The 26,102-nt window shown below is 42.1% G+C and carries 21 protein-coding genes; 6 read left to right on the top strand and 15 right to left on the bottom strand.

Annotated features, from left to right (window positions below; genetic code table 11):
• Positions 1 to 26 precede the first annotated feature (26 nt).
• Genes dtd through L5B76_RS04615 form a run of 3 tightly spaced genes read right to left on the bottom strand, consistent with a single transcriptional unit; the run spans position 27 to position 1,797 of the window.
• Complete coding sequence (gene dtd / locus L5B76_RS04625; RefSeq protein WP_265754438.1) at positions 27 to 461, bottom strand: D-aminoacyl-tRNA deacylase; 435 nt, start codon at positions 459 to 461, stop codon at positions 27 to 29.
• Positions 461 to 1,324 carry a virulence factor BrkB family protein gene (locus tag L5B76_RS04620; RefSeq protein WP_265754437.1) on the bottom strand — a complete coding sequence of 288 codons (864 nt, stop codon included), beginning with the start codon at positions 1,322 to 1,324 and terminating at the stop codon, positions 461 to 463. The genes dtd and L5B76_RS04620 overlap by 1 nt, the downstream gene beginning before the upstream one ends.
• Complete coding sequence (locus L5B76_RS04615) at positions 1,300 to 1,797, bottom strand: YchJ family protein (RefSeq protein WP_265754436.1); 498 nt, start codon at positions 1,795 to 1,797, stop codon at positions 1,300 to 1,302. The genes L5B76_RS04620 and L5B76_RS04615 overlap by 25 nt, the downstream gene beginning before the upstream one ends.
• 174 nt (positions 1,798 to 1,971) lie before the next feature.
• On the opposite strand from L5B76_RS04615, the gene L5B76_RS04610 reads away from it, so the two are divergent.
• A complete protein-coding gene (locus L5B76_RS04610; protein WP_265754435.1) occupies positions 1,972 to 3,471 on the top strand; it encodes a helicase HerA-like C-terminal domain-containing protein in 1,500 nt (499 codons plus the stop codon).
• A 39-nt stretch (positions 3,472 to 3,510) separates the two neighbouring features.
• Here the strand turns inward: L5B76_RS04610 and lnt are convergent, their stop codons facing one another.
• Together lnt and corC are read right to left on the bottom strand one after the other, a co-directional pair.
• Complete coding sequence (gene lnt, locus L5B76_RS04605) at positions 3,511 to 5,046, bottom strand: apolipoprotein N-acyltransferase (RefSeq protein ID WP_265754434.1); 1,536 nt, start codon at positions 5,044 to 5,046, stop codon at positions 3,511 to 3,513.
• Positions 5,043 to 5,945 carry a CNNM family magnesium/cobalt transport protein CorC gene (corC, locus tag L5B76_RS04600; protein ID WP_265754432.1) on the bottom strand — a complete coding sequence of 301 codons (903 nt, stop codon included), beginning with the start codon at positions 5,943 to 5,945 and terminating at the stop codon, positions 5,043 to 5,045. The genes lnt and corC overlap by 4 nt, the downstream gene beginning before the upstream one ends.
• Positions 5,946 to 6,208: 263 nt before the next feature.
• On the opposite strand from corC, the gene L5B76_RS04595 reads away from it, so the two are divergent.
• A complete protein-coding gene (locus L5B76_RS04595; RefSeq protein ID WP_265754431.1) occupies positions 6,209 to 9,625 on the top strand; it encodes a polysaccharide lyase 8 family protein in 3,417 nt (1,138 codons plus the stop codon).
• 151 nt (positions 9,626 to 9,776) lie between these two features.
• Here L5B76_RS04595 and plsY read toward each other — a convergent pair whose 3' ends face one another.
• Complete coding sequence (gene plsY, locus L5B76_RS04590) at positions 9,777 to 10,379, bottom strand: glycerol-3-phosphate 1-O-acyltransferase PlsY (RefSeq protein WP_103853613.1); 603 nt, start codon at positions 10,377 to 10,379, stop codon at positions 9,777 to 9,779.
• A 99-nt stretch (positions 10,380 to 10,478) separates the two neighbouring features.
• Here plsY and folB point away from each other — a divergent pair, with 99 nt between their 5' ends.
• Both folB and L5B76_RS04580 read left to right on the top strand, forming a co-directional pair.
• Positions 10,479 to 10,835, top strand: coding sequence for a dihydroneopterin aldolase (gene folB, locus L5B76_RS04585; RefSeq protein WP_265754430.1), 357 nt, complete (start codon positions 10,479 to 10,481; stop codon positions 10,833 to 10,835).
• Complete coding sequence (locus L5B76_RS04580) at positions 10,832 to 11,746, top strand: DMT family transporter (RefSeq protein ID WP_265754428.1); 915 nt, start codon at positions 10,832 to 10,834, stop codon at positions 11,744 to 11,746. The genes folB and L5B76_RS04580 overlap by 4 nt, the downstream gene beginning before the upstream one ends.
• Positions 11,747 to 11,797: 51 nt before the next feature.
• Here the strand turns inward: L5B76_RS04580 and L5B76_RS04575 are convergent, their stop codons facing one another.
• From L5B76_RS04575 to hemC, 7 genes are all read right to left on the bottom strand, one after another.
• Complete coding sequence (locus L5B76_RS04575; RefSeq protein WP_265754427.1) at positions 11,798 to 13,330, bottom strand: pyridoxal phosphate-dependent decarboxylase family protein; 1,533 nt, start codon at positions 13,328 to 13,330, stop codon at positions 11,798 to 11,800.
• A gap of 77 nt (positions 13,331 to 13,407) precedes the next feature.
• Positions 13,408 to 14,772: a diaminobutyrate--2-oxoglutarate transaminase gene (locus L5B76_RS04570; RefSeq protein WP_265754425.1), complete on the bottom strand. Its 1,365-nt coding sequence runs from the start codon at positions 14,770 to 14,772 to the stop codon at positions 13,408 to 13,410.
• Between the two features lie 368 nt (positions 14,773 to 15,140).
• Positions 15,141 to 15,590, bottom strand: coding sequence for a hypothetical protein (locus tag L5B76_RS04565; RefSeq protein ID WP_265754424.1), 450 nt, complete (start codon positions 15,588 to 15,590; stop codon positions 15,141 to 15,143).
• Positions 15,591 to 15,629: 39 nt separating this feature from the next.
• Positions 15,630 to 16,922 carry a heme biosynthesis protein HemY gene (locus L5B76_RS04560; RefSeq protein ID WP_265754423.1) on the bottom strand — a complete coding sequence of 431 codons (1,293 nt, stop codon included), beginning with the start codon at positions 16,920 to 16,922 and terminating at the stop codon, positions 15,630 to 15,632.
• An 11-nt stretch (positions 16,923 to 16,933) separates the two neighbouring features.
• A complete protein-coding gene (locus tag L5B76_RS04555; RefSeq protein ID WP_265755520.1) occupies positions 16,934 to 18,532 on the bottom strand; it encodes a uroporphyrinogen-III C-methyltransferase in 1,599 nt (532 codons plus the stop codon).
• Positions 18,533 to 18,575: 43 nt separating this feature from the next.
• On the bottom strand, positions 18,576 to 19,328 hold the full coding sequence (locus L5B76_RS04550) for a uroporphyrinogen-III synthase (protein ID WP_265754422.1): 753 nt from the start codon (positions 19,326 to 19,328) through the stop codon (positions 18,576 to 18,578).
• Positions 19,329 to 19,360: 32 nt separating this feature from the next.
• On the bottom strand, positions 19,361 to 20,290 hold the full coding sequence (gene hemC, locus L5B76_RS04545; protein WP_265754421.1) for a hydroxymethylbilane synthase: 930 nt from the start codon (positions 20,288 to 20,290) through the stop codon (positions 19,361 to 19,363).
• A 180-nt stretch (positions 20,291 to 20,470) separates the two neighbouring features.
• On the opposite strand from hemC, the gene L5B76_RS04540 reads away from it, so the two are divergent.
• Both L5B76_RS04540 and L5B76_RS04535 read left to right on the top strand, forming a co-directional pair.
• The gene (locus L5B76_RS04540) at positions 20,471 to 22,963 is read left to right on the top strand and encodes a class I adenylate cyclase (RefSeq protein ID WP_265754418.1); all 2,493 of its coding nucleotides are present in this window, start codon (positions 20,471 to 20,473) and stop codon (positions 22,961 to 22,963) included.
• 20 nt (positions 22,964 to 22,983) lie between these two features.
• Entirely contained in the window at positions 22,984 to 23,613 is a 630-nt protein-coding gene (locus L5B76_RS04535) for a response regulator (RefSeq protein ID WP_265754416.1), read from the top strand.
• Positions 23,614 to 23,680: 67 nt separating this feature from the next.
• Here L5B76_RS04535 and dusA read toward each other — a convergent pair whose 3' ends face one another.
• Entirely contained in the window at positions 23,681 to 24,679 is a 999-nt protein-coding gene (gene dusA / locus L5B76_RS04530) for a tRNA dihydrouridine(20/20a) synthase DusA (RefSeq protein WP_265754415.1), read from the bottom strand.
• On the bottom strand, positions 24,679 to 26,085 hold the full coding sequence (locus tag L5B76_RS04525; protein ID WP_265754413.1) for a chloride channel protein: 1,407 nt from the start codon (positions 26,083 to 26,085) through the stop codon (positions 24,679 to 24,681). Before L5B76_RS04525 ends, dusA begins: the two co-directional genes overlap by 1 nt.
• Between the last annotated feature and the right edge of the window lie 17 nt (positions 26,086 to 26,102).

Genomic DNA, 26,102 nt, shown 5'->3' with positions numbered 1-26,102 from the left:
AAAAATCAGTCAATTTTACCCGCACTTTATACTTCTAACCAAAACGTAACTGGCCCGTCATTGATTAAACTCACTTGCATATCAGCGGCGAATTTGCCGGTGGCGGTGGTAATGCGTTGTTGGCTTTTTTGCACGAAGTAATCGTAAAGCTGTTCGGCTTTTTGTGGCGCTGCGCCGTTGGAAAAACTAGGGCGTAGGCCTTTTTGAGTGTCGGCAGCGAGGGTGAATTGGGAAACCACGAGCAATTCGCCGTTTACTTGTTGGACGTTTAAATTCATTTTGCCTTGTTCATCGCTGAAAACGCGATAGTTCAGGACTTTTTCCAATAAACGATCCGCTTTGCTTTCATCATCTTCTTTTTGCACGCCAAGCAACACTAGCAAACCTTGTTGAATTTGCCCTGTGATGTTGCCATCGACTTCTACTTTAGCTTGGGCAACTCGTTGAATTAATGCGATCATTATTGTTCCTCAATTTGTTGTAATTTAATCTCACCATTTTTTAATAAACGCATATCGCCTAGCACCGCAGCCAGCTGTGCGCCGAGTAAAATGGCAATCCAGCTGAGCTGAATCCACAGTAACATAATTGGCAATGTTGCCATTGCGCCATAAATCAGTTGGTAAGAAGGGAAATTGGCGATGTACCACGCAAAGGCCTGTTTGCCCAAGGTGAAGAATACCGCAGCGACCAACGCTCCAGCGGCAGAATGTTTAATGCTGACAGATTTATTCGGCACAATTTTATAAATTAAAGTGAAAATAAACCAAGTGAGCATAAAGGGGATAAAGCTGAGTAATTTTAAGCCGAAAGGCAAGCTCAGCTCCGATTGCAACAAATCACCAGCAAGGCTCGTAACATAGGTGCTAACCCCAATGCTGGTGGCGATAATAATAGGCCCAAGGGTTAAAATCAGCCAGTAAATGGCGAAAGAAAACACTGTTGGACGCACACTGCCATCGTGCCAAATGCTGTTTAAGGTGCGGTCAATTGAGTTGATCAGCAACAGCGCCACCACGATCAAACTGATGATCCCCACCGCACTCATTTGTTTTGAATTAGCGACAAATTGATCAATATATTCGCCCACGGTATCGCTGGCGGAGGGGGCAAAATTGGTAAAAATAAATTCTTTCAGCTCGCCAGTTACTTCATTAAACACAGGGAAAGCCGAGAAAATGGAAAAAATCACCATAATCAGTGGCACAAGCGCCAGCATTGTGCTGTAAGTGAGATAGCCTGCCGCTTGGGTGAGTTTATTTTGATTGAAACGCAACCAAAACACTTTGAGAAAGAGGCTTAGTTTTCGCCATAAAACTGACATAGCATTACTCCACAACAATGTTTAAATTTCTTCCCTGAACCGCAAATACAAGGCTGCTTCATTGCAGGCAGGGTAACAGTGGGATCGGCAAAATACCAGCGTTCTCCCACGTTTACAAATAAGGATTTTTCGTGATGAATTTGCTCGCCCTCAGCGCTTAAAAATTTCGCCTTAAATTCCACCGCACTATGGGTTTTATCTAATTTAGGATCGTGTTTTAGCACCTCTAAGCCCAGCCACTGGGTTTGCGCCGCCCATTGTTTTAAGGCATCATAATCTAACAGTGTTTGCTGGCTTGGCACGGTGGTTTCTACAATATAATCAATATCTTGCAATACAAACGCAGCGTAGCGCGAACGCATTAATTGTTCGGCGTTTTGGGCAATTTTTTGCTTTTGATGTAATGGCTGGCAACAATCTTGATATGCGTTACCCGATTGGCAAGGACAAAGTGCGGTGGTTTTTTCGTCCATTTTTCAACAATGATCCTTCAACTAGTTGGCAAATTAGCCTAAGCATATCACATCAAGTTGATGATTTCATTTGCCAAAAAGAAAATAGGGCGAGCAGAATTTGTGATAATTTTTGACCGCACTTTATTTTTTTCTTATTATGCACCCACATTTTGATCGATTTCAGAGGCTTATATGCAATATTCATTAGCACAAACAGAACAAGGCGAAGTTTTAGGATTAACCGCTAAAATGGCAAATCGCCACGGTTTAATCGCAGGGGCAACAGGGACAGGGAAAACCGTTACTTTACGCAAAATGGCGGAAGCGTTCAGCGATGATGGTGTGCCAGTGTTTTTGGTGGACGTGAAAGGGGATTTGTCGGGCTTGGTAAAAGCCGGGGAATTCCAAGGTAAAGTGGCAGAGCGCATCGAACAATTTCATCTAGGTGGCGAAAGCTATTTGCAAGGTTATCCCGTTTCTTTCTGGGACGTGTTTGGCGAAACAGGGATTCCATTGCGCACCACCATTTCTGAAATGGGGCCATTGTTGCTTTCTCGTTTATTGAATCTCAACGCCACGCAAGAGGGCTTGCTCAATTTGGTATTCCGCGTGGCGGACGATAAAGGCTTATTGCTGATCGATCTGAAAGATCTGCGTGCAATGCTGAAATATGTGGCAGAAAATGCCAAAACCTTCCAATTGGAATATGGCAATGTGTCCGCCGCGAGTGTGGGGGCAATTCAGCGAGCCTTGCTTGCCTTAGAAAATGAGGGCGCAAGCAAATTGTTTGGCGAGCCTGCTTTAAACCTTGATGATTGGCTACAAACCCGTGATGGACGTGGCGTGATCAACGTATTAAATTCAGAAAAATTAATTAATTCACCAAAAATGTATAGTGCGTTTTTGCTTTGGTTAATGGCGGAATTATTTGAACAATTGCCTGAAGTGGGCGATCCCGATAAACCAAAATTTGTGATGTTCTTTGATGAAGCGCATTTATTATTTGACGGTGCGCCAGCTGCGTTGGTGGATAAAGTGGAGCAAGTGGTGCGCTTGATTCGTTCTAAAGGGGTAGGGATTTATTTCGTTACACAAAATCCACTAGATTTGCCTGATACGGTATTAGGGCAGCTAGGAAACCGCGTGCAACACGCTTTGCGCGCCTTTACGCCACGCGATCAAAAAGCCGTGAAATCGGCTGCCGAAACGTTCCGTACCAATCCAAAAGTAAATGTGGTGGAAACCATTTCGACCTTGGGTGTGGGACAGGCTTTGGTGTCTTTCCTTGATGAAAAAGGAATGCCAATGCCAGTGGAAATTGCTTATATTTATCCACCAAAAAGTCAGCTTAAACCGATTTCTATTGAGCAGCGCAACCAATGGGTGAAAGATGACGATCTTTACCCTTATTACAATAATTATGTGGATAACGTTTCTGCCTTTGAGATGTTACAAGAGCAAGCGGATCTGGCAGCCGTCGCCCAAAAACAAGCGGAACAAGCTCAAGAGGAAGAAGAAAACGGCTTTATGGGCAGCCTTAGCCGAATGTTGTTTGGCAAGAAAAAACGCGGCGAACAACTGAGCGTTACTGAACAAGTGGTGAGCAGCGTAGCGAAATCGGTCGGACGCAATATTCGCAACCAAATCACCAAGCAAATTATGCGCGGGATTTTAGGGGCGTTGAAGAAATAAAAATTAATGAAAATAATATGATTGAGAGCTTAGCGTTTGCTAAGCTCTTTTTTTCATCATTCGCCACAACAAGAGATTCACACCACGCAATATTACTAGCAAAAAGCACAATAAATACAATGGCATATCACCTAATTGTGCATAAGGTGTTTTGCCTACGGTTGGTGCAATACGCTGGGTTAAGGTGGTTTCCACGAACTGTGGTGCTTGGGCGATCACTTGACCTTTGGCATCAATAAAGGCCGTGATTCCTGTGTTAGTGGCGCGAATTTCAGGCTTGCCTAATTCTAACGCACGCATTCTGGCCATTTGCAAATGCTGCCAAGGGCCGATGCTGTTACCGAACCACGCGTCATTGGAAATGGTCAGTAAGAAATCTGTTTCTGCATGAAGATTTTTCTGCACTTGCGCACCAAAAATAATTTCATAACAAATAGCAGGGGTGAATTTGCGCTGTTTGGCTAAAAATGGTTGCTGAATTTCTTCCCCTGATTGGAACGCTGACATCGGTAAATTAAACACTGAGCCTAGTGGACGCAGCAAATTTTCCAACGGTACATATTCACCAAATGGCACAAGATGATGTTTGTTATAGCGGTTGCTAGTTTGCTCGCTATAAGCTAAATCAGGATCGCCTAAGTTGATGATGGAATTGAATAATTTCCCTTTTTTCCAGTCTTGGTAAATGGTGCCTATCATCACTTGCGTGCCGGTGTTTTGTGCCACTTGTTGCAAGGAAGCCAAAAACGGCTGAATACGATTTTCGAGCGTTGGCAGTGCAGCTTCAGGCAGAATGATCAGATCGCTTTTACCTAAATGTTGTGCGATAAGACGGCTGTAAATCTCTAGCGTGGCGTTGAGGTATTCAGGATCCCACTTCAAATTTTGTTCAATATTGCCTTGCACAAGGGTGATGGTTAAGGCTTTTTCTGGCTTTTCTTGCGTATAATTGGCGGATGATGACCAGATCGCTAAACCGCTTACGATTAAACACAACGCCGATTGTGAGGTGATCACCAACCATTTTTTGTCTTTTTGTAATAGGTGAGAAATCAGCGAAAAAAGCACCGCACTTACCCACATTACAAAGAAAGTTAACCCTTGCACACCAAAGATTGGCGCAAGCCCTGAAAATGTGCTGTCGATTTGTGTGTAGCCAAATTGCAACCACGGAAAGCCAGTAAATAACCAACCGCGTAAAAATTCGGTGAATGTCCAAAGCACGGGATAAAGTGCCAGATTATTCACCTTAAAGCGTTGAATTAAATAAGTAAATAGCGTTGGAAACAGGGCGAGATAAGCCGCTAGCAACACCACCAAAATATAGCTGAGCCACAAAGGTGAACCACCAAATTGGTGAATACTAACGTGTAGCCAATTCACCCCAAAAGTAAAAAAGCTCAAGCCCCATAAAAATGCGCCACAAAGTGCGGTGCTTTTTTTCGCTGTTTTTGCCACCCATAATAATCCCAATAGGGAAACATAGGCCGCGCCCCAAAAATCAAAAGGAGAAAAGGCAAAAACGCCTAATCCCCCTGACAATAAAGCAATGAGATAAATTAATGCTGATTTCATTGAGTGTTATCGTTATTTTCTTCGTGAGTTTCTATTTCTTCCAAACATTCATCAGGCACGGTAACGCGCAACTGAATAATGCGGCGGCTGTCTGCGGAAGTAACTTTGAAGTGCAGGTTTTCAAGGGTGATTTCTTCGCCTCGCTTCGGCAAATGACCAAAGGCTTGCATTACCACGCCGCCCACGGTATCCACTTCTTCATCGGCAAAATGGGTGTGGAATTGCTGGTTGAAGTCTTCGATATCGGTTAATGCGCGCACGGCATAAGTATGACGCGAAAGCTGACGAATATCCGCCACATCTTCTTCATCAAATTCATCTTCAATGTCGCCAACGATTTGCTCCAAAATATCTTCAATGGTGACCAAGCCCGACACTGCACCAAATTCGTCCACCACAATGGCCATATGAAAGCGTTCAGAGCGGAAATCTTTTAACATTCTGTCCACCCGCTTACTTTCTGGCACAATCACCACAGGGCGAAGCAAGGAAAGTAAATCAAATTCTTCTGCATTAGAACGTAAAAATTTGAGCAATTCTTTGGCGTGTAAAATCCCTGCGATGTTGTCTTTTTCGTCCGTGATCACAGGAAAACGTGAGTGAGCGCTTTCAATAATGGTTTCCAAGCAAGAATCCAGATCCTGATCTGTTTCAATAAACACAATTTGCGAGCGCGGGATCATAATATCTCGTACGCGCAATTCAGCGATTTCCATTACCCCTTCGATCATCTCACGGGTATCTTGATCGATTAATTCATTCTGTTCGGAATCACGGATCACCTCCACCAATTCCTCACGATTTTTCAGCTCACCTTGGAAAAACCGCCCAAATAGGGATTGCAAAAAACTCTTTTTATTTACTGTTTCTAAGCCAGTACTTTGGCTATCATCGGCCATTTTGTTATCTCTTGTCTTTGTTTATGAATGTTTAATAAAAATATACTCGGGCTATCATATCAAAACTTAACCGCTGGGCAAGGGGAATATTGGGTAATATATACCTAAAAACCTTGTGAAGCACCACACCTTTAAAATTAAAATCTTATTTCATTTTTATTTTGATCGCGTTCACATTTTTGAAATATGACGATTGTTTTCTAGTTATTACCATCATAGCATAACGCACATTATCATTATTTGTATTATTTAAGGAGAGAAAAATGCCCCGATTTCGTTTATCAAAAGTGATGTGTATGCTAGCGCCAGTGATGTTAGCCAGCATTCCGACTTTACCTGTTTATGCTGAAACAAATTCTGTTGTAGCTGTGGAACACGCCAAAACTCAAAATGCCTATAGTCAAATATTACAAAATTGGAAAAACCACCTTACAGGTATATCGTTAGACACCATAAATAATGTGGCTAACAATGCGAAACAAGCGTTGTTAAGTGACGATACTTTTGATTTTAGTGAACAAAAAACAGCTGGGGCAAAAATTCGCTCGACAGTGAATACAATCAGAGATTTAGCCGTAGGATATAATAAATCGGGTTCGCAATTTTATCAAAACCAAGACGCTAAGCAGCTAATCGTTTCTTCTTTGGAAAAAATTCATAGCGGCGGCTACCAAGTGGGTGGCAAAGAATATGGTAACTGGTGGAACTGGGAAATTGGTGTTCCAAAATCGTTGAATGATGTACTCATTTTAATGGGTGATGAATTACCTAATGAATTAAAAGAAAAGCTCATTGCAGCTACAACGTACTTCCAGCCAGATCCAACAACAAGTGGGGCAAACTCCGAAGCAGCACAATATTCTACGTCAAAAGATAAAAGAACAAGCACTGGCGGAAACCGTACAGATACCTCTACCGTTTCACTTGCGCGTGGTCTATTAACGCGTAATGATGATGAGGTTCAACGCGCAATCCGTGCTATTTATGATGTAGGAGAACTCAAAAGCGGTATTCGTGATACAAATGATGCCACGCTGAATGATGGGTTCTATACCGATGGTTCATTTATTCAACATTCTTCCGTGGCTTATAATGGTACTTATGCTTCAGTTCTCATTGAAGGGTTGGGGCTTTTTGCATATATGCTGAAAGATTCACCAAACTTTGTGTTTAGTGATCCTAAAATGGACAATATTTATGAATCAATTCTTAAGGGATATAGCTGGTTATTAGTAAATGGTGGAATGAATGATTCGGTAAATGGGCGCGCGATTACTCGACCAAATAGCAGCGATGTTACACGCGCAAAACGATTTATTAGTGATATTTCCTTATTGATTGATAGCGCACCAGCAACATACAAGCCGGCATTACAAGGGTTGTTAAAACGTACATTAGTTGAACAACATTATTCTCTTGATGATGCGCCAAATGATACGGTGCGGAATATCTTAAAAAATATTCTTGATAACCCAAATATTAAGCCAACAGAAACCGTTGGTGTAAAACGTTTTTCTTTTATGGATCGTGCTGTACAAAAAAGTGCTAAGGGAACAGTTGTTATTGCAATGCATTCAAATCGCACTGCTGCCTATGAAAGTATGAATAGCGAGAATCCTCAAGGTTGGTATACTGGCGATGGAATGACTTATATTTATGATAACCAAAGTACCGATTCATTTACGAATTATTGGCATAATGTTGATTCCTATATGCTACCGGGAACAACCGAAAGCACCGCTATTCGGAAAGATGGTTCAAAGCAACGCCGATACTTAAAAGATCGCAGCAGTAAAACATTTGTGGGTGGTGTAGATAATGGGATTAAGGCAGATGGTTCACAAGGCAATGCCACTAAAGCCATTATTGCAATGGATTTCACATCTTATAATGATAAAACTACAGCGAAGAAATCTTGGGTAATGCTAGGTGATGTGGTACTCGCGCTAGGCTCGAATATTGCTAGTACGGATAAAGGTCAAGTATTGACGACAATTGATAATAGAATTATCAATGGAAAGCAAACCTTATTTTATGCTGATAATACTATTTATTTTATTGATCCTATTACTGAAAAAACTATTAGCTATAAAATCCTTGATGGTCAGCAACCATATGCTGTTATAGAAAAGGGTAAAGATGGTTCAACAGAATTTGCTAAAATTTGGTTAAATCATGGGAAAAAACCTAAAGAGGCAAGTTATGCTTATCTCATTATGCCGGGTTATAGTGCAGATGAAGTAAAACATTTCGATACAAATACGATTCAAATTCTGCGACAAAATGCTCAACAACACGCAGTAAAAGTAGGCGATAGTCTTTTTGTTAATTTCTTTGAAGCGGGAGAAGTAGATGGTTTAGCGGTGAATCATCCTCTTTCTGTAATTAAGACAGAAGAAAATGGACACCTAGACGTTTATGTTGCCGATCCAACGCTGATGCTTGACGATGAAATTAATTTGTCTGTGCTTGGTAAATATATTTTAAAAGTGGCTAATGATGTAACAGCAACTATCTCAGGAGAAAAAACAGAGTTTACCTTTAAACTTGATGATCATCAGAAATATTTCTCTGCGATTGAGGAAAGCCAGTATAAGGAAGATAACTCAACTAGCACGCAGCCGCAGCCAACCAACGCTGATAGTAATAACACAGATACACCTAATGGCTTAGATAAGCCTAACACAGATAATTCTGAAGAAAATCCAGCAACAGAAACCTCATCTGAAAATGCTGAAGACAGCCCAACTGTCACACCAGATAAAGGCGTGGATACGCTCGTAGATACATCCGACAATGTGGTTGAATCTAATGGAAATAGCAATGACGAAAGCAGTTCAACTCCAACAACTCAAGCAACCCAAGTTGAGGATAGTAATCGTACTGTAGTCATAGAAGAAACGGTGGAATCTAATGATGAAGAAGAAAATCTTACTGATCAAACCTCCTCTGAACAGGTTGCGTTTAGCCAAGATTATCTTGATAAATATGCGAAAACGCTAAGAAATCTAACCGATGTAGATATTTCTATCATTGATAACTTCAACTATGATCATTATTTCACAGCGACATTAAGTGAAAGCAATAAACAGGGGTTAGGTGGAAGGTTCCAAACAGGGTTTAACCAATCCTTAAATGATCATACGAAAGTCGGGGCATTTGCTGAATATCGTTATAATGATATTCACCAGTTGGGCATTGGTGCTAATGCAAAATGGTATGATTTTTCTAGCTTTGTTCGTTATCGCCATGTTTTTGATAGCGCAGTACACGCAGATTATCTCGACCTTTACCTTGGTTATGATAAAACCTTCACCTTTAACCAATTTGTCATTCAGCCACGTATTGGTGTGCTAGGTTCTTATCTGCTAGATAGCAAGCTGCCTGATAATGGTAAACTCGCTCATCATTTTGCCATCCAAACACAGCTATCAAGTAAATTTAGCTATCATATCGGTGGCATAACCCTTTATCTTGAACCGACTTGGAAAGTGAACTTAGACGATCCATATCGCCTTCAATTAAATGGACAAGAATATAAGCTCGATCGTTCAAGACAAGAATGGATAGGTAAAGTGGGAATTGCCAAAAATATCGGTAATTACACTTTTGATTTTAGTGTTCAGACCAACAATCATCAAGAACGTAAAATGATAGCCACTTTTAATTATCAATTCTAAAAAACAAAATGCGCTCATTTATTGAGCGCATTTTCATCGTAAAGATATCTATGATAGTGAGAGCAAAGTGGCTTGTACTAGTTACGCTCTCGCTTTTTATTGAGATTTATTAGATTAGGTCGGATTTTATACAAATAAGTGCGGTGGTTTTTTACAACTTTTTCTTAAATTTATTCCAAACCTTGTCTTCTTGCCCGCGCCATAGGCGTTGGATATTGTCGTGATGGCGGTAAACGAGCAGGCAGCAGACGAGCGCGACGGGAAAGGTGAATTCAGGTTTGTACCACCATACATAAAAAGGAATGGTGATTGCGGCGATAACTGCGCTTAAAGATGAATAGCCCGTGAGCAAGAATACCGCAAGCCAAGTGCCGAGCATCCACAGATCCACGCCCCAGCCGATAGGGGCGATTGCGCCAAATGCGGTGGCAACGCCTTTTCCGCCTTTAAATTTAAAGAAGATGGGGAAAATATGCCCTAAGCAGGCGGCCAGTGCGACCATGCCTAACTGAAATTGGGTTAAGCCAAGATAATAGCCCGCCCATACGGGAAGCATTCCTTTTAGAATGTCAAAAATCAGCACTGCTAAGGCAGCCCAACGCCCGCCAATGCGTAGTACGTTAGTTGCCCCGGGGTTGTGTGAGCCAGTGGTGCGAGGATCAGGTAAGCCTGCTAGGCGACAAAATAAAATGGCGCTCGAAATTGAACCGAGCAAATACGCACAAAACATATAAAAAAGGGCGAAAAGGCTCATTTTTACCTACCTGATTCGTCAAGTGAAAAATTTGTTCGTCTATTGTACATAAACTTGGTAGCATACGCCTAATAGTATTTCAGGATATTGAAGGATTTTATGATAGATCGCATTTTTATTGAAGAATTGGTCGTTTTCGCTCAAATTGGCGTGTATGACTGGGAACAACAAATCAAACAAAAGCTTATTTTTGATATAGAAATGGCGTGGGATTGTCGTCAAGCCGCCCAAACCGATGATGTCGCCTACTGCCTCAATTATGCGGAAGTGAGCGAATTTATTATCCATTATGTGCAATCTAAACCCTTTTTCCTCATTGAACGCGTAGCGTATGAAGTTGCCGAACAGCTTGAACAAAAATATGGGCTAAGCTGGCTCAAAATCAAATTGAGTAAGCCAAAAGCGGTGGCACAAGCTCGCAATGTGGGGATTATTGTGGAACGTGGCACAAGATGAACAAACAGCATTATGGCTATTTTTGCCTGATTTTAGCCACCTTATTTTGGGGTGGCAATTATATTTTCGGCAAAATGCTCAGCCGTGAGGTTGATCCCATTGTGCTGACCTATTTACGCTGGTTTCCCGCCGCACTTATTTTGCTGGTTTTATTTGCCAAACGCACGCTCCCTTTCCTCCCCATCATCAAAAAAACCTGGAAAATTCTGACCGCACTTTCTTTACTCGGTATTGTCATTTTCCCGTTATTTCTTTATCAGGGCTTACAAACCACCACCGCACTTAACGCCAGCATTTATCTTGCGGTTGTACCGATTGCGGTATTATTGCTAAATCGCCTTGTTTTCGGGGATAAAATCCGCCCTTTAATGCTCGCAGGGGCAGTGGTGAGTTTCTTCGGTGTATTATGTTTATTAAGCCAAGGCGATCCACAAACCTTACTGCAGTTTAATGTGAATAAAGGGGATTTATGGGCGATTGGCTCGGCATTGAGCTGGGCGCTGTACTGCTGCATTATCCGCCTACGTCCAGCAGATTTACCCAACGTTGTGATGCTCACCTTGCTTGTTGCTATTGCGATGTTGTGCTTTACTCCAGTTTTTCTATGGAAAGCCTTAACCGCCAGTGAGCCGATTATCAGCCAAATCTCTACGAGCCATTGGGCAATGATTGGCTATTTGGTTATCGGGCCATCGATTTTGTCTTACGCCTTTTGGAATTACGGCATAAGCCTTGTGGGCGGCGCGAAAGGTGCGGTGTTTACCAATGTAACGCCGTTATTCGCCGCGTTGCTTGGCATTAGTGTTTTGGGCGAAGCGCTCTATTGGTATCATTTTGCCAGTGGCGCATTGATTGTGCTAGGGTTGCTGACGTGTAATCGGAAAGATAACGCAATAAATAAATGCGGATAAACAAAAAGTGCGGTATTTTTCACCGCACTTTTTTCTTATCGTCTAAAAAGATTAATCAATCGCTGGCACATAATTGCCGGCAACGATCGCATCTTTGATGTTATCAGCGGTTTCCAGCACTTGAGCGAGTAAGGCTTGCACGTTTTCAAGGGTGGCGATTGGGCTAAGGGTGGTCATTTTTAAGGCTTGCACGCCATTGACTTTCGTTACTCCAATATTGGCCTCACCACGGGCGAACAATTCGTCTGCGATATTTTGGTTGAGATTATCAATAAATTCCGCAGGGTAATTCGCAGGATTGACACGGAATAACACCGAAGCGAACTGCGGTTCAACTAATAATTCAAGGCCTTCTGTGGCTTTGATGTAATCTGCCACTTCACGGGTGAGCTTCACCCCGTGGTCGATCATTGAGCCGTAAAGTTCTTCGCCAAGGGCTTCTACGGTGAACCATAATTTTAACGCGTCAAAACGGCGTGTGGTTTGTAGCGATTTTGCCACCAAGTTTGGCACACCGTGTTCTTCATCATATTCGGAGTTGAGATAATCCGCTTTGTAGTCGATGAAGCGATAATTTTCTGGATCACGCAGTAAAAACGCACCGCAGGAAATACTTTGGAAGAAATGCTTGTGGAAATCAAGGGTAACGGAATCTGCCAGCTCTAAGCCGTTTAGCCAGTGGCGGTAGTCGTTGGAAAGCAGTAATGCCCCGCCCCACGCGGCATCAACGTGTAGCCAGGCATCATATTGATCGGCTAATTTACGAATGTCTTTTAGCGGATCAATCGCACCCGCGTCCGTTGTGCCTGCGGTTGCCACAATGCACGCCACCAATTTTCCTTCCGCTTTAAGATTTGCCAAAATTTCCGCCAAGGCATTGACGTCCATTTGTGCATTTTCATTACAAGGCACGCTCACCACGGATTGGAAGCCCATTCCCATCATTGCCATATTTTTTTGCACGGAGAAATGGGCATTTTCTGAACATAACACTTTTACACGTTGCAAAGCTTCTGCTGGCAAGCCATCTTGCTGTACAGACCATTCTTTGCCTTCCGCATTTTTCCAGTGTTTTGCCACGCAAGCATCACGCGCCAATAGCACGCCCATTAAGTTAGATTGCGTACCACCAGAGGTAAACACGCCCGCATCGCCTGCCGCATAACCCACTTTTTCACGCAACCATTCAATCAGTTGCACTTCCATTAATGAACCTGCTGGGCTTTGATCCCAAGAGTCCATTGATTGGTTGGTGGCGTTAATAAACACTTCTGCCACTTGGCTTGCCACCATGGTTGGGCAATGTAAGTGTGCTAAAGAATGAGGGTGATGCACTTTTAGGCTTTTATTTAAGAATAATTCCGTTAAGCGATCTAAGGATTTTTCTAAGCCAAAACCAGCTTGAGAGGGTTGAAAAGCAATTTCTTCGCGTAGCTGTTTAATGCTGCCGCCGGTGTACATTTTGTTATTTTTGAGCCAATTTCCTACCGCACTTATTGCTGTTGCCATATTTTTTTCATAATCAGCGATAGATTGTGGATCATTGCAAAGAAGGGATTGTTTATGTTTTGCGAAATCGACCATTGAGAATTTCCTGAAAGATGATTGAGAGAAAAATAGCTAAAAGGGGCGTTACACACCCCATTTAGCTAGATTAATAATTAGCCACGCACGGCTTTTAATGCGTCTGCAACGGATTGAGCAAAGCGTTTAATTAACTCTTCGCTTTCCGCTTGCGTGATGATAAGTGGGCAAAGAATACGCACCACGTTACCGCCACGACCGCCACGTTCTAACAATAACTTATTGTTAAAACAGGCTTTTTGGATTGCAGCGGCAAGTTCACCATCTGCTGGATAAGCGCCGATGCGATCTTGTGGTTTACGCTCATCAACAATCTCAATCCCGATCATTAAACCACGTCCACGCACGTTACCGATACAAGGATACTGCTGGGCTAATTTCTTCAATTCAGTTTGTAAGAAATCACCGCGTTCTAAGGCATTTTGCGCCAAGTTTTGCTCACGCATTACTTTTAATGAGGCATAACCTGTCGCCATTGCCATTTGGTTGCCGCGGAATGTGCCTGTGTGTCCTGCTGGCTGCCACGCATCAAATTCTTTGCGAATAGCTAGCACCGCTAATGGTAAACTTCCGCCCACCGCTTTTGACATTACAACGATGTCTGGTTCGATGCCTGCATATTCAAAGGCAAACATTTTTCCTGAACGGCAGAAGCCTGCTTGTACTTCATCAAGGATTAACACAATGCCGTGTTTTTTGGTCACTTCACGGATTTTTTGTAACCATTTCGCCGGTGCAGTTACCACCCCGCCTTCCCCTTGAATGGCTTCAAGAATCACGGCTGCAGGTTTTACCACACCGCTTTCAACGTCTTCAATAAAGTTTTCAAAATAATAGGTTAAAGCATCAACACCTGCTTCACCACCTAAGCCTAATGGACAACGATATTCGTGCGGATAAGGCATAAATTGCACGCCTGCCATTAAGTTTTGTACCGCGTTTTTCGCGTTTAAGTTGCCTGTCATCGCCAATGAACCGTGGGTCATTCCGTGGTAACCACCAGAGAATGCGATAACATTACCACGCCCCGTGTAAGTTTTAGCAAGTTTTACCGCTGCTTCTGTGCCATCAGCACCAGAAGGACCACAGAATTGCAAGCGATACTGATCTTTCGGGAAGAAAGAAAGCAGTTCTTCGGTAAATGCGTCTTTTAATGGCGTGGTTAAATCTAATGTATGAAGCGGTAAACCACTGCTTAATACGTCTTGAATAGCTTGGATCACCGCTGGGTGATTATGTCCAAGGGCTAATGTACCTGCACCAGCTAAGCAATCAAGATATTCATTACCTTCTACGTCTGTTACCCAGCAGCCTTGTGCTTTTGCGATCGCCAATGGCAATTTGCGTGGATAACTACGCACATTGGATTCCATTTCATTTTGACGAGTAAGGTAATATTCGTTGGTTGCGTTGTTGATTGGATTTACAGGAGTGTTTGTCATTTTTAATCTATACCTTCGATAAGAGGTTAAAAAAATAAGTCGGGTGCCTTGCGGGATAATGCAATTCTTTTGTCCTCATTCTGCGTTATTTCGCCTTGCCGTACTTAATGTACTGTCTGCGGCGAACTGCCTTGCCTGAGAACAAAATAAGTATGCATTATAAGCCTAAGCTTTCTTATTCTTCCAAATAAGATGCCATGGGGCATTTGACTCGCTACTTATTAAAAAAAGCGTTTCAGCTTTTTTATTTTTTCCAAATTGGAAAACAGAGATTCGTAAAGCCGAAGCCTTACAAAGGACGGGATATAGTACCCTTTTTTGCTAGAAAGAAAAGCGATTTTTACTTATTTAAGCAAAATAATCAAAAATTACACCGCACTTGCTCTTTGCCAGTAAGTTTTCTGGGCAAAAACGAATTTATTTGACGTGTGTTTGATTTCATCAAGCTCAATTTGCCATAAATTCGTGCTCATTAAGCGCGCAAAGGGATAACGCTCATAATAGCGTTTAAGGGCGGATTTAAAGGCTGATTGACGCGCATTTTCATTAAGCAAAATGGCACGTCCTTTGAATTGCACGCCTTCAATCTCGCTCACTTGATCCGTTTGGGTGGCGATCGTGCCAACTACAAGATCACTTTGTTGCATAATTTGTGCGTGTTGGGTGGAAAGGGAAGAAAAGAAGATCAGACTGATATTGCTGTCATCAAGCACATAAAAGCAGTTGGCCGCCCAAAAGCCTTGTGCGCTATGTACGGCAATGCTCATCACGGTTTGCTGTTGTAAAAATTGTTGGATATTATCTGGAAGTTTTATCATAAAGAAAAATGCCCCGAAAGACAGGGCATTGGGTTTACCTTAAGGATTTTTGGCTTCTGTGGTTTGTGCAAGTGCGGTGGAATTTTCTGGCGTTTTTTCCTTTTCTTCAGGAACTAAGTTTTGCACCGACATAGCAGATTTCAAACTTTCTTGCTGAAGTTGTTTAGCCAATTCATTTTCACCGTTTTGCTCGAATACATAGGTCGCCATTGTAATATCATTTGGTTCAAGCTGTGATTTATTTTCCAGCACTTTCTTAAATGCGTCACTCGCTTTAGCAAATTCACCATTACGCACATACAAGTAACCTAAAGCACGGTTTGTGCAACAACAGCTTTGCTCTTTACTTTGTTTCGCGCGTTTTTCCATAATTTTCAGCAATTTGCTGTTATCTACAGGTTGAACACGGGTAATTTGTGTGCAAAGTTGTTGTGCCAGTGGGCTGTTGTCGTCCACTTTTTTCAAGGCTTCTAAGATCAATTTATAAGCGGTTTCGTGATCATCACTGTCAATTAAACGGCGGATTAATCCCACTTTCACATAAAGATCATTTTGACGTTTACGCGGTTGATCGTCCCACCATTTAAGCAAGCCGTCCACGCCTTCTTCATTCATTTTCTCATCAAGCAAACCATCTTCAACGCGATGTTGTAAGGTGGTAAATTCTTTGTCGGAATAAAGCCCTGAATTTTCCACTTGATCAAGAATTTTGTCCAAAGCTTCAAAGGCGTGGGATTTTAAGTAAATCTCAACCGCGAGTTTCAACACTTCTTTATTGCGGTGGGTCATTACTAATAGACTATCAATGGCGCTACGCGCAGCCGGCAATTTATTTTGCTGTAACAAAATTCGCGTGCGGGCAATTTCAACAAGTAGATTATCCGTGCCAGCCAATTCAGTCGCTTTAATTAAATAACGATTTGCGCCAAACTCATCGCCACGCTGTTGTGCCGCTTCTGCCGCTTTAATAAAGTTTAGGATTGGCTCATCAGAATGTTTGGCATTTTTACCAATTAATTTCTCTGCTTTAGAATATTGTCCTTCGTCCATTAGCATTAACCCTTCAAGGGTTTGTTTTTGCGCTTTAAGACGTTTACGGCGCGAGAACCAGCCATAGGTGCTGTTGCTCAAACGGCAGAATTTGGTGATGATCCATTCAATGCCATATACCACCGCCATTGCGATTACAAAGAAAATCACAAGAGTGGTGATGGACATTTCAATGCTGTATGTGCTGGTTTCTATTAGCACATAACCTTGTTTGCCCGATAAATAAGGACCTGCGATTAAGCCGGCAAGTAACACCAGCATTAAAAATAGGGTTCTAAACATTGCTATTTCCTCTACTGTTGTGTTTGCTCAGATTTGTCAGAATTTTCTACCGCACTTTTATTTTCTGCATCAGGTTGTTTTTCTGCGTCAGCTTGATTTTCGCTCGGCTTTTCACTTTGGCTTTCATCATTTTGCGCTGCGTTGTTTTCAGCTTTGTCTGCTTCTGGTTGTTCTACTGGAGCGGCTTTCGCTTCTTGTGCAGTTTCTTTAGCTACATCTTTATCTACGGAAATCTCAATTTTCTGCACTTCTTGTGACGGTTTATTAAGCAGTTTATCTAGCATATTTAAGCTGCTAAGTTGGGTTGGCACATCGACATAAATAGATTGTTCCGCCAGTTCGTCCACTTCATTTAAGAAAGTTTTTGCCACTTCCGTGTTGGTATCGAAATAACTTCTCACCCAAGATGCCACGGTTTCTAAAGATTGTTTATACAAATCATTTTGCTGACGTGGCACGGCCATAATGGCTAGCTGTAAGCGTAAACGAATGTTTTCACGCAAATAAATATCTTGGTTTGGCGCAAGCAAGGCTTTGCTTTCAGCATTTTTTGGTGTAACGCGAATAAAATGATTTAAGAAAGAAGTCGCACTTTTCTCAGCATTTTCTTTCCAATCTTCCCAAGAACCACTTAATTTTTCGTTAGCAGGATTTGGATCATCAAAATTCACGTTTAGCACGGTGAGTTCGTCCACGTTATTTGCCAGCTGAGAAAGGCGTTGCATAATGGCGTTTTGATCGATATTGTTCACCGACAATAGCTGTTTTAAATCTGCATTAATGGCGCTACGCACTTGCATTGCTCGCGGATCAGACACCTTACTTAAGGTTTCATCAGCCACTTTTAATAGCGAAACCGCGGTATCCACATCATTATCTAGCACTAATTTGCGTAACGCATTGTTTAATAAGAAATCTGCTTCAGAAAGCAACCAATCATTCGGCTGTGCCGTTTTCTGTGCATTACTTAAATTCTTAACTTGATTTTGTAATGAGGTGATTTGTTGATCCTTGATTTCCACCATTTTTTCTAACGCCGTTAATTTGTCGTTGGTGGATTGGCTAGTTTGGGCAAGCTGTGCAATTTTTGCTTGATCTTGTTTTAATGCGGCTAAATCGCTATCCATCAAGCCCTGTACGTTGGCTGGCACAGCGCGTTGTTCTAGGGCGGTTAATCTGCCTTGCACTTTGGTTAAATGCTGTTCCGCAAAATAATACCCTGCGCCACCTAGGCCTAACGCCACCAATAAGGCTAAAATCGCCACACCCGTACCGCCTTTTTTAACGATGACGGTTTGTGGCTCAGCAGCTGATTGGCTTGCTTCTGTTTCAGAGGATTTCGCTTGTTGCGATAATTCATCGCGTTCTTGGGGTTGCTCTTTTTCTTTCATTGTTGTTTGCTCTTCCGTTACTTGGGCTTGATTTGAATCGGTGTCCTGCTGTGCTTCCAGCTCATTTTGTTCTGTGTTTTGGGGATTCGCTTCGCTTTCTTGGCTTGCTTGCTGTTGGCTGGTTTGAACAGTAGGTTCTTGTCCTACTTCTTTTCCTACTTCGTGTTGTTCGACTTCTTGCTGTACGGGCGAGGTTTCCGTTAAACGATTTTTCCCCATTTTTTTGCCGTGATGTTTAGCCATAATTTATTCCTTATGCTGATTAAACTTCATTTCGTTGCAATACCGCATTTAACATTGATGAATTATTTGCTTTTGGCGAAATACGCACGTTTTGCCACCCTTTTTCTTGGGCTAAATGAGCAATTCTTTCGCTAATTGTAATTAATCCACAAGACATTAACCAATTATGTTCATTTTTTGGCACAAAATCCAGCAATGAACGCAAAATTTCTTTACTCGTTACCACAATTTCACTGATTCCAGCACGTTTTAACATACTCACTTGCTCTGCCTTATCATAAATCAGCGGTTCGCGGCGATAACATTCGAGAGTTTGAATTGTTGCCCCACGCGACTTGGCTTGCTCGGAGAAAAACTCACGGCCACCATTACCGCGTAAAATCAAAATGGTTTTACCGTGCAAATTTTTCATTGCCGACAAAGAAAGTACGCCCTCACTGGTTTCTTGCTGAAAAGGATAATGAATATTCTGTTTTGTTTGACTGGAAAAGACCTGCGCGGTTCGCTGTCCTACGGTAAAATAATGTAAATCTGCTCGCCATTGAAAGCCAGCTTGCTTCAGGCTTTCTGCACTGTAAGTTACCGCATTTTGCGATACCACAAAAACGTAATCGCCGGCGTTGAGTTGATTTAGCTGACGGGGTAAATCATTCAGTTCACGCCCAGCTTGAATGGAAAAGAGCGGAAAATGAATGGCTGCAATGCCTGCCCTTGCAAGCATTTCCACCAGTTGTTTGCCCTTTTCATCAGGGCGCGTAACCAACACTGCCATTTTCGTTTCCTTGCTGTTATAAGCCTAGGCGATTAAATACCAAGGGCTTGCAAAATTTCATCAGCCCCTTGTTTTAACAGGCTTTCTGCTACTTGCACGCCTAATTCTTGCGAATTTTCCACCGCACTTTGATTTTCTGCACGAATGATTAAGCTGCCGTCAGTTTTGCCTACCAAGGCTTTGAGATAAAGCTGGTTGTCGCGAATTACCGCATAGCCTGCGATGGGTACTTGGCAACCACCTTGTAAGTGGTTATTCATTGCACGTTCTGCCAGCACACAGGCGGTGGTTTCGGCATCTGCTAATGGCGCTAATAATTGTTGGGTTTCTAGATCATCGGTGCGACATTCAATGCCCACTGCACCTTGTCCTGCTGCGGGCAAAGAGGTTTCGGTATCAATGAAAGAAGCGATGCGATCGGCCATTCCTAAACGAATTAAGCCTGCGGAAGCCAAAATAATGGCATCGTAATCGCCGTTATCTAATTTGCTCAAGCGTGTTCCCACATTGCCGCGCAAAGATTGAATATTCAAATCTGGGCGTAAGGCTTTCAGCTGACATTGACGGCGTAAACTTGATGTTCCCACCACCGCCCCTTCAGGTAGCTCATCTAAAGTGCGGTAAGAATTTGACACAAATGCATCGCGCGGATCTTCACGTTTACAAATCACGCTCAAGCCTAATCCTGCAGGAAATTGCATTGGCACATCTTTCATTGAATGTACCGCAATATCCGCTTCGCCATTTAATAAGGCGTTCTCTAACTCTTTGACGAATAAGCCTTTGCCGCCAATTTTGGCTAAAGGAGTGTCTAAAATCACATCGCCTTTGGTAATCATTGGCACAAGCTCCACGGTAAGTTGTGGATATAATTGAGTTAAACGATCTTTAATATAGTTAGCTTGCCATAATGCTAAAGGACTACGGCGCGTGGCGATTTTGAGTAGTTTTTTTGTCGTCATCGTGCAAAAAAGAAGATTAGAAATAATTGCCTTATCCTATCACTGTTGCTGAAAAATGTCAGTTTCCATTTAATTTTTTTGCTTTCCAACAGGGCAAGTGATAGAGTAATATTTCAATTTCCTGATCGTACATTCGAGGAAACTGCTCATTTTTTCAATCCCTCTTTCCTAGGATATAAATTGAATTACGATATTAATAGTGCAAAAAAGCAAGTGGAATACCTAGATAAACTGCGTTTTGAACGCGCCATCTCGGGTAGCTCTACGCAATTTAATCAAGTATTTCAAACTATTAGCTTGTTATTGCACCTCAATCACCATCGTTTACCGGGCTATATTGAAAATGCACCGGCTGGAATTGCTGATTTTGTATTATCGGATTATCAACAACAATACCTTTCTACAGGGTTTAATTTAAGTGTGCAAGAAATAGAAAACTCGTCATTTTCTCACCGCTCTTTTTTTCCAATACTTGGCATTTATGTCATGGGTAGCATCGCCTCAATTAGCCAAACCTCTGCGTCTGATTTGGATATTTGGATCTGTCATCATCCGCAAATTAGCCCTGAAGATCGCTATTTATTAAATCAAAAAATGGCCGCATTACAACAATGGGCGTTAGCCTTAGGGGTGGAAATTAATCTTTACTTAATGGATCAAAATCGTTTCCGTTGCTTTCGTTATGCCGATCCTCTCACGGCTGAAAATTGTGGCTCGGCGCAATATATGCTATTGCTTGATGAGTTTTATCGATCGGCCATTCGCTTGGCAGGAAAACCGCTGTTGTGGTTACACCTTGCAGTGGAAAATGAAAAAGACTATGAAAAAGAAGTGGAACGCTTAATTAGCGAAAAGGTGATAAATCCTGATGATTGGGTGGATTTTGGTGGCTTAGGTGCATTTTCTGCCAATGAATATTTTGGTGCTAGCTTATGGCAGCTTTATAAAGGAATTGATTCACCTTACAAATCTATATTAAAAATTTTATTACTGGAAACCTATTCCGCAGATTATCCTGATACTTACCTCATCGCCCAAGAATTTAAAGCGCGCTTGTTAAATGGCGATAAAAAGCACCACTTTGATCCTTATCTCACTATGTTAGAACGGGTAACTAACTATTTAATCGAACTCAATGATCTCAAACGATTAAAATTCGTTCGATGTTGTTTCTATATTAAAGCCAATGAATACAGTCATAAAGTGCCTAAAAATACTTGGCGTTTATTGCAACTACAAAATCTAGCTCAAACTTGGGGTTGGTCAGAAGATTTAGTTGAAGAGCTTAATCAGCGCGCAAGCTGGAAAATAAAACGAGTGAAAGAAAGCCATAACAACTTAATCAAATTTTTAATGTTTAGTTACCGACATTTAGTGCAATTTGCTCGTAAATACAAAGTAAATTCCAGCATAATGCCACAAGATATTAGCATTCTAACCCGTAAACTTTATACCGCCTTTGAAGAATTACCGGGTAAAATCACCTTACTCAATGCAATGATTTCCTCTGATTTATCCGAAGAAAATCTGACATTTATTGAGGTAAAAAACAACCGCACGTTCAAAAATGGCTGGTATTTAGTCAATCAAACGCCAGATATTCGTGGTTTTGAGCAACAACGCTATGTGGAATATAGTGAGAGCTTAAATAAATTGGTGGCGTGGGCTTATTTCAATCGGCTACTTACACCCAAAACCGATTTGCATATTTTCAGCACAAATGTAAGCCAACAAAAATTACGTCATTTTGTTACTGATTTACGCCTTTCCTTGCCTGTTTCAGTGCCCGTAGTGAGCAATAATGAATTAAATCATAATTGTGAAATTAAACATTTAGTGGTGGCGATCAATCTTACCGCTGATCCCACGGCAAATTTATCCGAGGTAAAAACCTCGATTGTTGCCAGTGATTTATTTAGCTTTGGTTCGGATGAGAAAAGTTTAGTGGGCAGTATTGATCTCACTTATCGTAATCTATGGAATGAGATTCGTACCTTGCATTTTGAAGGGCCTAATGCGATCTTACTCGCCTTAAAAGTGCTATCTAATAAAATTTATCGTGGCTCCACCCCACCAAAAAGTGTAAATGTGTTTTGCTATAGTCAATATTACCAAAAAACACTACGTAACATTGTTACCGCACTCGTGAATAAATGTATAAATATTCAAGTTGGGGTAAGTGATGCGCCACAAAATAATTTATTGCGTGTTGCAGGCAAAAACTGGCAATTTTTCTTTGAAGATCGTGGAATCAGTTTGCAAGAAATCTCTCCTTCAACCCTTCTTGATAACGATGATTTCAATGTAGAATTGCAAGACGTGATTGATAGCAAAGAAGCGTTACAAATCCGTAAGCAATATCCTTACGAAATTGATGCTTTTGCCAGTGAAGGCTTTTTACAATTTTTCTTTGAAAATAACTTGGATCATACCTTCAATGTGTATATTTTAGATGAAGCCAATCGTATTGAGATTTATCGCAACTGTGAAGGTGAAAAAGAACAGAAAATTAATGAGATAAATCATATTTATCAATCAGCGGGCTTGGACGGAAATAATAATCCGTATAAAATTGTGCAACGAAATTTTAACTACCCACAGTTTTATCAATTATTACCAAGTGAAGACGGCATAAAAATTGTGCCATTTCACAGTCGATTGGTGTCATCATAATCATAAATAGGGGAATAACTATGCTTGATAAAATGAAAGTATTACTTATTGACGATCATCCCTTGATGCGTCGAGGCATAAAGCAATTATTAGAGTTAGACGAAACCTTTGAAGTGGTGGGGGATGCTGGAAGTGGTGCTGAAGGAATTAATCTGGCATTACAAACTTCACCTGATCTGATTATTCTTGATCTGAATATGAAAGGCTTATCAGGCATTGATACCTTAAAAGCATTGCGTGAAGAAAATATTGATGCGCGCATTATTATTCTTACCGTTTCTGATGCGAAAAATGATGTGTTCGCTCTTGTGGATGCAGGTGCTGATGGATATTTACTCAAAGATACCGAACCGGATTTACTGCTCAGACAAATCAAACGCATTGCACAAGGTGAGGTGATTTTAAGTGATTCCATCAAAGATCTGCTACTAGAACAACGCCCAGAACAAGATCCAATCGATGCGCTAACCGATCGTGAGTTGGAGGTGCTACGTCTTATTGCAACTGGGTTATCCAATAAGCAAATTGCCGCTCAGCTTTTCATTTCAGAAGAAACGGTAAAGGTGCATATCCGCAACTTGCTACGTAAACTGAATGTACACTCACGCGTTGCTGCTACTGTGCTTTATTTTCAACATAAAGGCACTTAAACGCATAAACAAACACAGCAGATTTCCTAGCAAAAGTGTGGTAAAAAACACCGCACTTTTTCTCTCCTTATTCCCCTATAAACGCCAAGGCTTGCTCCACAACTTCTATGCCAGCCCCGGCTTTATGGGCGTTTTCGCTGAGATGTCTGCGCCATTGGCGTGCGCCTTTACAGTGTTGAAATGCACCAAGCATATGGCGGGTGATGTGGTTGAGGTGTACACCTTGGGAAAGTTGTTGCTCAATATAAGGGAACATTTTCTCCACCGCTTCTCTTGGGCTGACGATAGGGTTTTGCGGATCAAACAAGGCTTGGTCAACGTAACCCAATAAACTTGGGTTCTGATAGGCTTCACGCCCCACCATAACGCCATCTACATAATTCAAATGAGCTTGAATTTCTTCAATGGTTTTAATCCCACCGTTAATACTAATCCACAATTGTGGAAAATCCCGTTTCAGTTGGTAAACCCGATCATAATCAAGTGGCGGGATTTCGCGATTTTCTTTTGGGCTTAAGCCACTAAGCCACGCTTTGCGCGCGTGAACGATCAATTCTTGACAACCAGCTTGACTTACTTTCTGCACGAAATCACAAAGAAATTCATAGCTGTCTAAATCATCAATACCAATACGGGTTTTCACCGTAACAGGAATCTCCACCACCGCTTGCATTTGTTGCACGCACTGAGCAACTAAATCCGCTTTCGCCATTAAGCACGCCCCGAACATTCCATTTTGTACGCGATCAGAGGGGCAACCTACATTGAGATTAATTTCTTGATAGCCCCGTTGCTCTGCCAACCTAGCACAATGTTGCAACTGATCGGGATCACTACCGCCAAGCTGAAGTGCCGCAGGATTTTCCACCAGATCAAATTCTAAATGATCGTATTTGGCGTGAATAATCGCACCTGTGGTAACCATTTCCGTATAAAGCAAGGCGTGTTGGCTAAATTGGCGATGGAAATAACGACAATGGCGTGTTGTCCAATCCAGCATTGGGGCGACAGAAAATCGCCCACGATAAAAGTGCGGTGGTTTTTTTGTTGATTTTTGTTGATTCATTATTTGTTTTCTTCTTGTACGGCTTTTTGCTGTTCTTGCTGTTTCAGCTCATCTTGCTTTGCCTGTTCTTGAATACGCTGACGGAAACGCCCTGCAGCAAAATGATAGAACGGTTTGGCATTAAATTGGCGTGAAATAATAGAAGCGATAAGGCTACAAATCAAGAGCCAAAATAACACGGGTTCGCTTGATGTCATTTCCATTACCACTACACTTGCCGTAACCGGGGATTGGGTTGCGCCAGCCAAAAACGCCGCCATACACAATAAAACCAGTAAACGCTGATCGACAATGCCGCCAGTAAGCGCCCAGATCTGCGCGCCAATGCCTGCGCCTGTGGTTAATGATGGGGTGAAAATCCCCCCAGCTGTGCCTGTCCAATAAGTGGCAACGGTAGCAAACAGTTTGCTTATCCCCACTTCGCTGCCAATTTCTGCGCCGCTCAGTGCTTGGGTAACCACATCATAGCCTGTGCCGTAAGTTTGTCCGTGAGTGAATGTACCAAGTCCAGCAAGGATTAAGCCTAAAATAAAGGCGGTATAAATAGGGTGCCGGCGAATCCAACCACGAATTTTCGCAGGTGCGCTTCCTGCCACGCCTTTGGCTAATAATTTCGCGAAAATGCCGCCAAATATGCCACTTGCTACGCCACATAACATTACCCATAAGAACATATAAGGCACGGAGGTTTCCCCTTGATAATTCGGGAAATAAGGGTTATTGCCTTCAATGGCAACCAAAATAAACCCTGCGGTCAGCACACCGAGTAACACACGGCGTTCCCAACGTAGCAAAATGCCACGGCCTAATTCTTCAATAGCAAAAATCACCCCAGCCAACGGCGCATTAAATGCCGCCGCTAAACCGCCAGCCGCCCCTGTTGCCATTAATTCATTGGAGTTTAAACCTTTGAATGCCAAGCCGTGGCGGCGGCACACATTGCCCCACGCATACATTACCGCTGCGCCCACTTGCACGGAAGGCCCTTCACGCCCCACAGAGGCACCAAATAACATCGCTAAAAACGTGAGCGGAATTTTCCACAAAGTTTGCCCAAAGGCAATGAGCTTACTTTTATTGGCGCTGTACGGCATATCAATAGATGCAATCACCTGCGGAATCCCACTGCCCGAAACATAAGGGGTATATTTTGCGGTAAACCAAGCTAAAAATGCCAAGCCTAAGGGCAGCACTAGCCATACGGCATAAGGATATTTTGCACTCCATTGGGCATTCCAATGTAAGGCAAGATCGGCAAATTTCGCAAAGCCTAGTGAGAATAAGGACACCAACGCCGCGCCGATCAATAAGCAGGAAAACTCAATGGTTTTACGCGAAATACGATAGCTTTGGCGTAATTTTCGGTGAATAAAATGACGAATTTTTTGGGTGAATCGCTTTAACATTTTAGATGATTGAGATG

Source organism: Avibacterium sp. 21-594 (genome assembly GCF_026226815.1).
Lineage (GTDB): Bacteria > Pseudomonadota > Gammaproteobacteria > Enterobacterales > Pasteurellaceae > Avibacterium > Avibacterium avium.
This window is presented reverse-complemented; position numbering and strand designations above follow the sequence as displayed.

What these genes read in the sequence shown, in the direction of transcription:
- dtd (WP_265754438.1), bottom strand. Translation starts at nt 461, where the DNA reads ATGATCGCATTAATTCAACGAGTTGCCCAAGCTAAAGTAGAAGTCGAT.
- L5B76_RS04620 (WP_265754437.1), bottom strand. Translation starts at nt 1,324, where the DNA reads ATGTCAGTTTTATGGCGAAAACTAAGCCTCTTTCTCAAAGTGTTTTGG.
- L5B76_RS04615 (WP_265754436.1), bottom strand. Translation starts at nt 1,797, where the DNA reads ATGGACGAAAAAACCACCGCACTTTGTCCTTGCCAATCGGGTAACGCA.
- L5B76_RS04610 (WP_265754435.1), top strand. Translation starts at nt 1,972, where the DNA reads ATGCAATATTCATTAGCACAAACAGAACAAGGCGAAGTTTTAGGATTA.
- lnt (WP_265754434.1), bottom strand. Translation starts at nt 5,046, where the DNA reads ATGAAATCAGCATTAATTTATCTCATTGCTTTATTGTCAGGGGGATTA.
- corC (WP_265754432.1), bottom strand. Translation starts at nt 5,945, where the DNA reads ATGGCCGATGATAGCCAAAGTACTGGCTTAGAAACAGTAAATAAAAAG.
- L5B76_RS04595 (WP_265754431.1), top strand. Translation starts at nt 6,209, where the DNA reads ATGCCCCGATTTCGTTTATCAAAAGTGATGTGTATGCTAGCGCCAGTG.
- plsY (WP_103853613.1), bottom strand. Translation starts at nt 10,379, where the DNA reads ATGAGCCTTTTCGCCCTTTTTTATATGTTTTGTGCGTATTTGCTCGGT.
- folB (WP_265754430.1), top strand. Translation starts at nt 10,479, where the DNA reads ATGATAGATCGCATTTTTATTGAAGAATTGGTCGTTTTCGCTCAAATT.
- L5B76_RS04580 (WP_265754428.1), top strand. Translation starts at nt 10,832, where the DNA reads ATGAACAAACAGCATTATGGCTATTTTTGCCTGATTTTAGCCACCTTA.
- L5B76_RS04575 (WP_265754427.1), bottom strand. Translation starts at nt 13,330, where the DNA reads ATGGTCGATTTCGCAAAACATAAACAATCCCTTCTTTGCAATGATCCA.
- L5B76_RS04570 (WP_265754425.1), bottom strand. Translation starts at nt 14,772, where the DNA reads ATGACAAACACTCCTGTAAATCCAATCAACAACGCAACCAACGAATAT.
- L5B76_RS04565 (WP_265754424.1), bottom strand. Translation starts at nt 15,590, where the DNA reads ATGATAAAACTTCCAGATAATATCCAACAATTTTTACAACAGCAAACC.
- L5B76_RS04560 (WP_265754423.1), bottom strand. Translation starts at nt 16,922, where the DNA reads ATGTTTAGAACCCTATTTTTAATGCTGGTGTTACTTGCCGGCTTAATC.
- L5B76_RS04555 (WP_265755520.1), bottom strand. Translation starts at nt 18,532, where the DNA reads ATGGGGAAAAATCGTTTAACGGAAACCTCGCCCGTACAGCAAGAAGTC.
- L5B76_RS04550 (WP_265754422.1), bottom strand. Translation starts at nt 19,328, where the DNA reads ATGGCAGTGTTGGTTACGCGCCCTGATGAAAAGGGCAAACAACTGGTG.
- hemC (WP_265754421.1), bottom strand. Translation starts at nt 20,290, where the DNA reads ATGACGACAAAAAAACTACTCAAAATCGCCACGCGCCGTAGTCCTTTA.
- L5B76_RS04535 (WP_265754416.1), top strand. Translation starts at nt 22,984, where the DNA reads ATGCTTGATAAAATGAAAGTATTACTTATTGACGATCATCCCTTGATG.
- dusA (WP_265754415.1), bottom strand. Translation starts at nt 24,679, where the DNA reads ATGAATCAACAAAAATCAACAAAAAAACCACCGCACTTTTATCGTGGG.
- L5B76_RS04525 (WP_265754413.1), bottom strand. Translation starts at nt 26,085, where the DNA reads ATGTTAAAGCGATTCACCCAAAAAATTCGTCATTTTATTCACCGAAAA.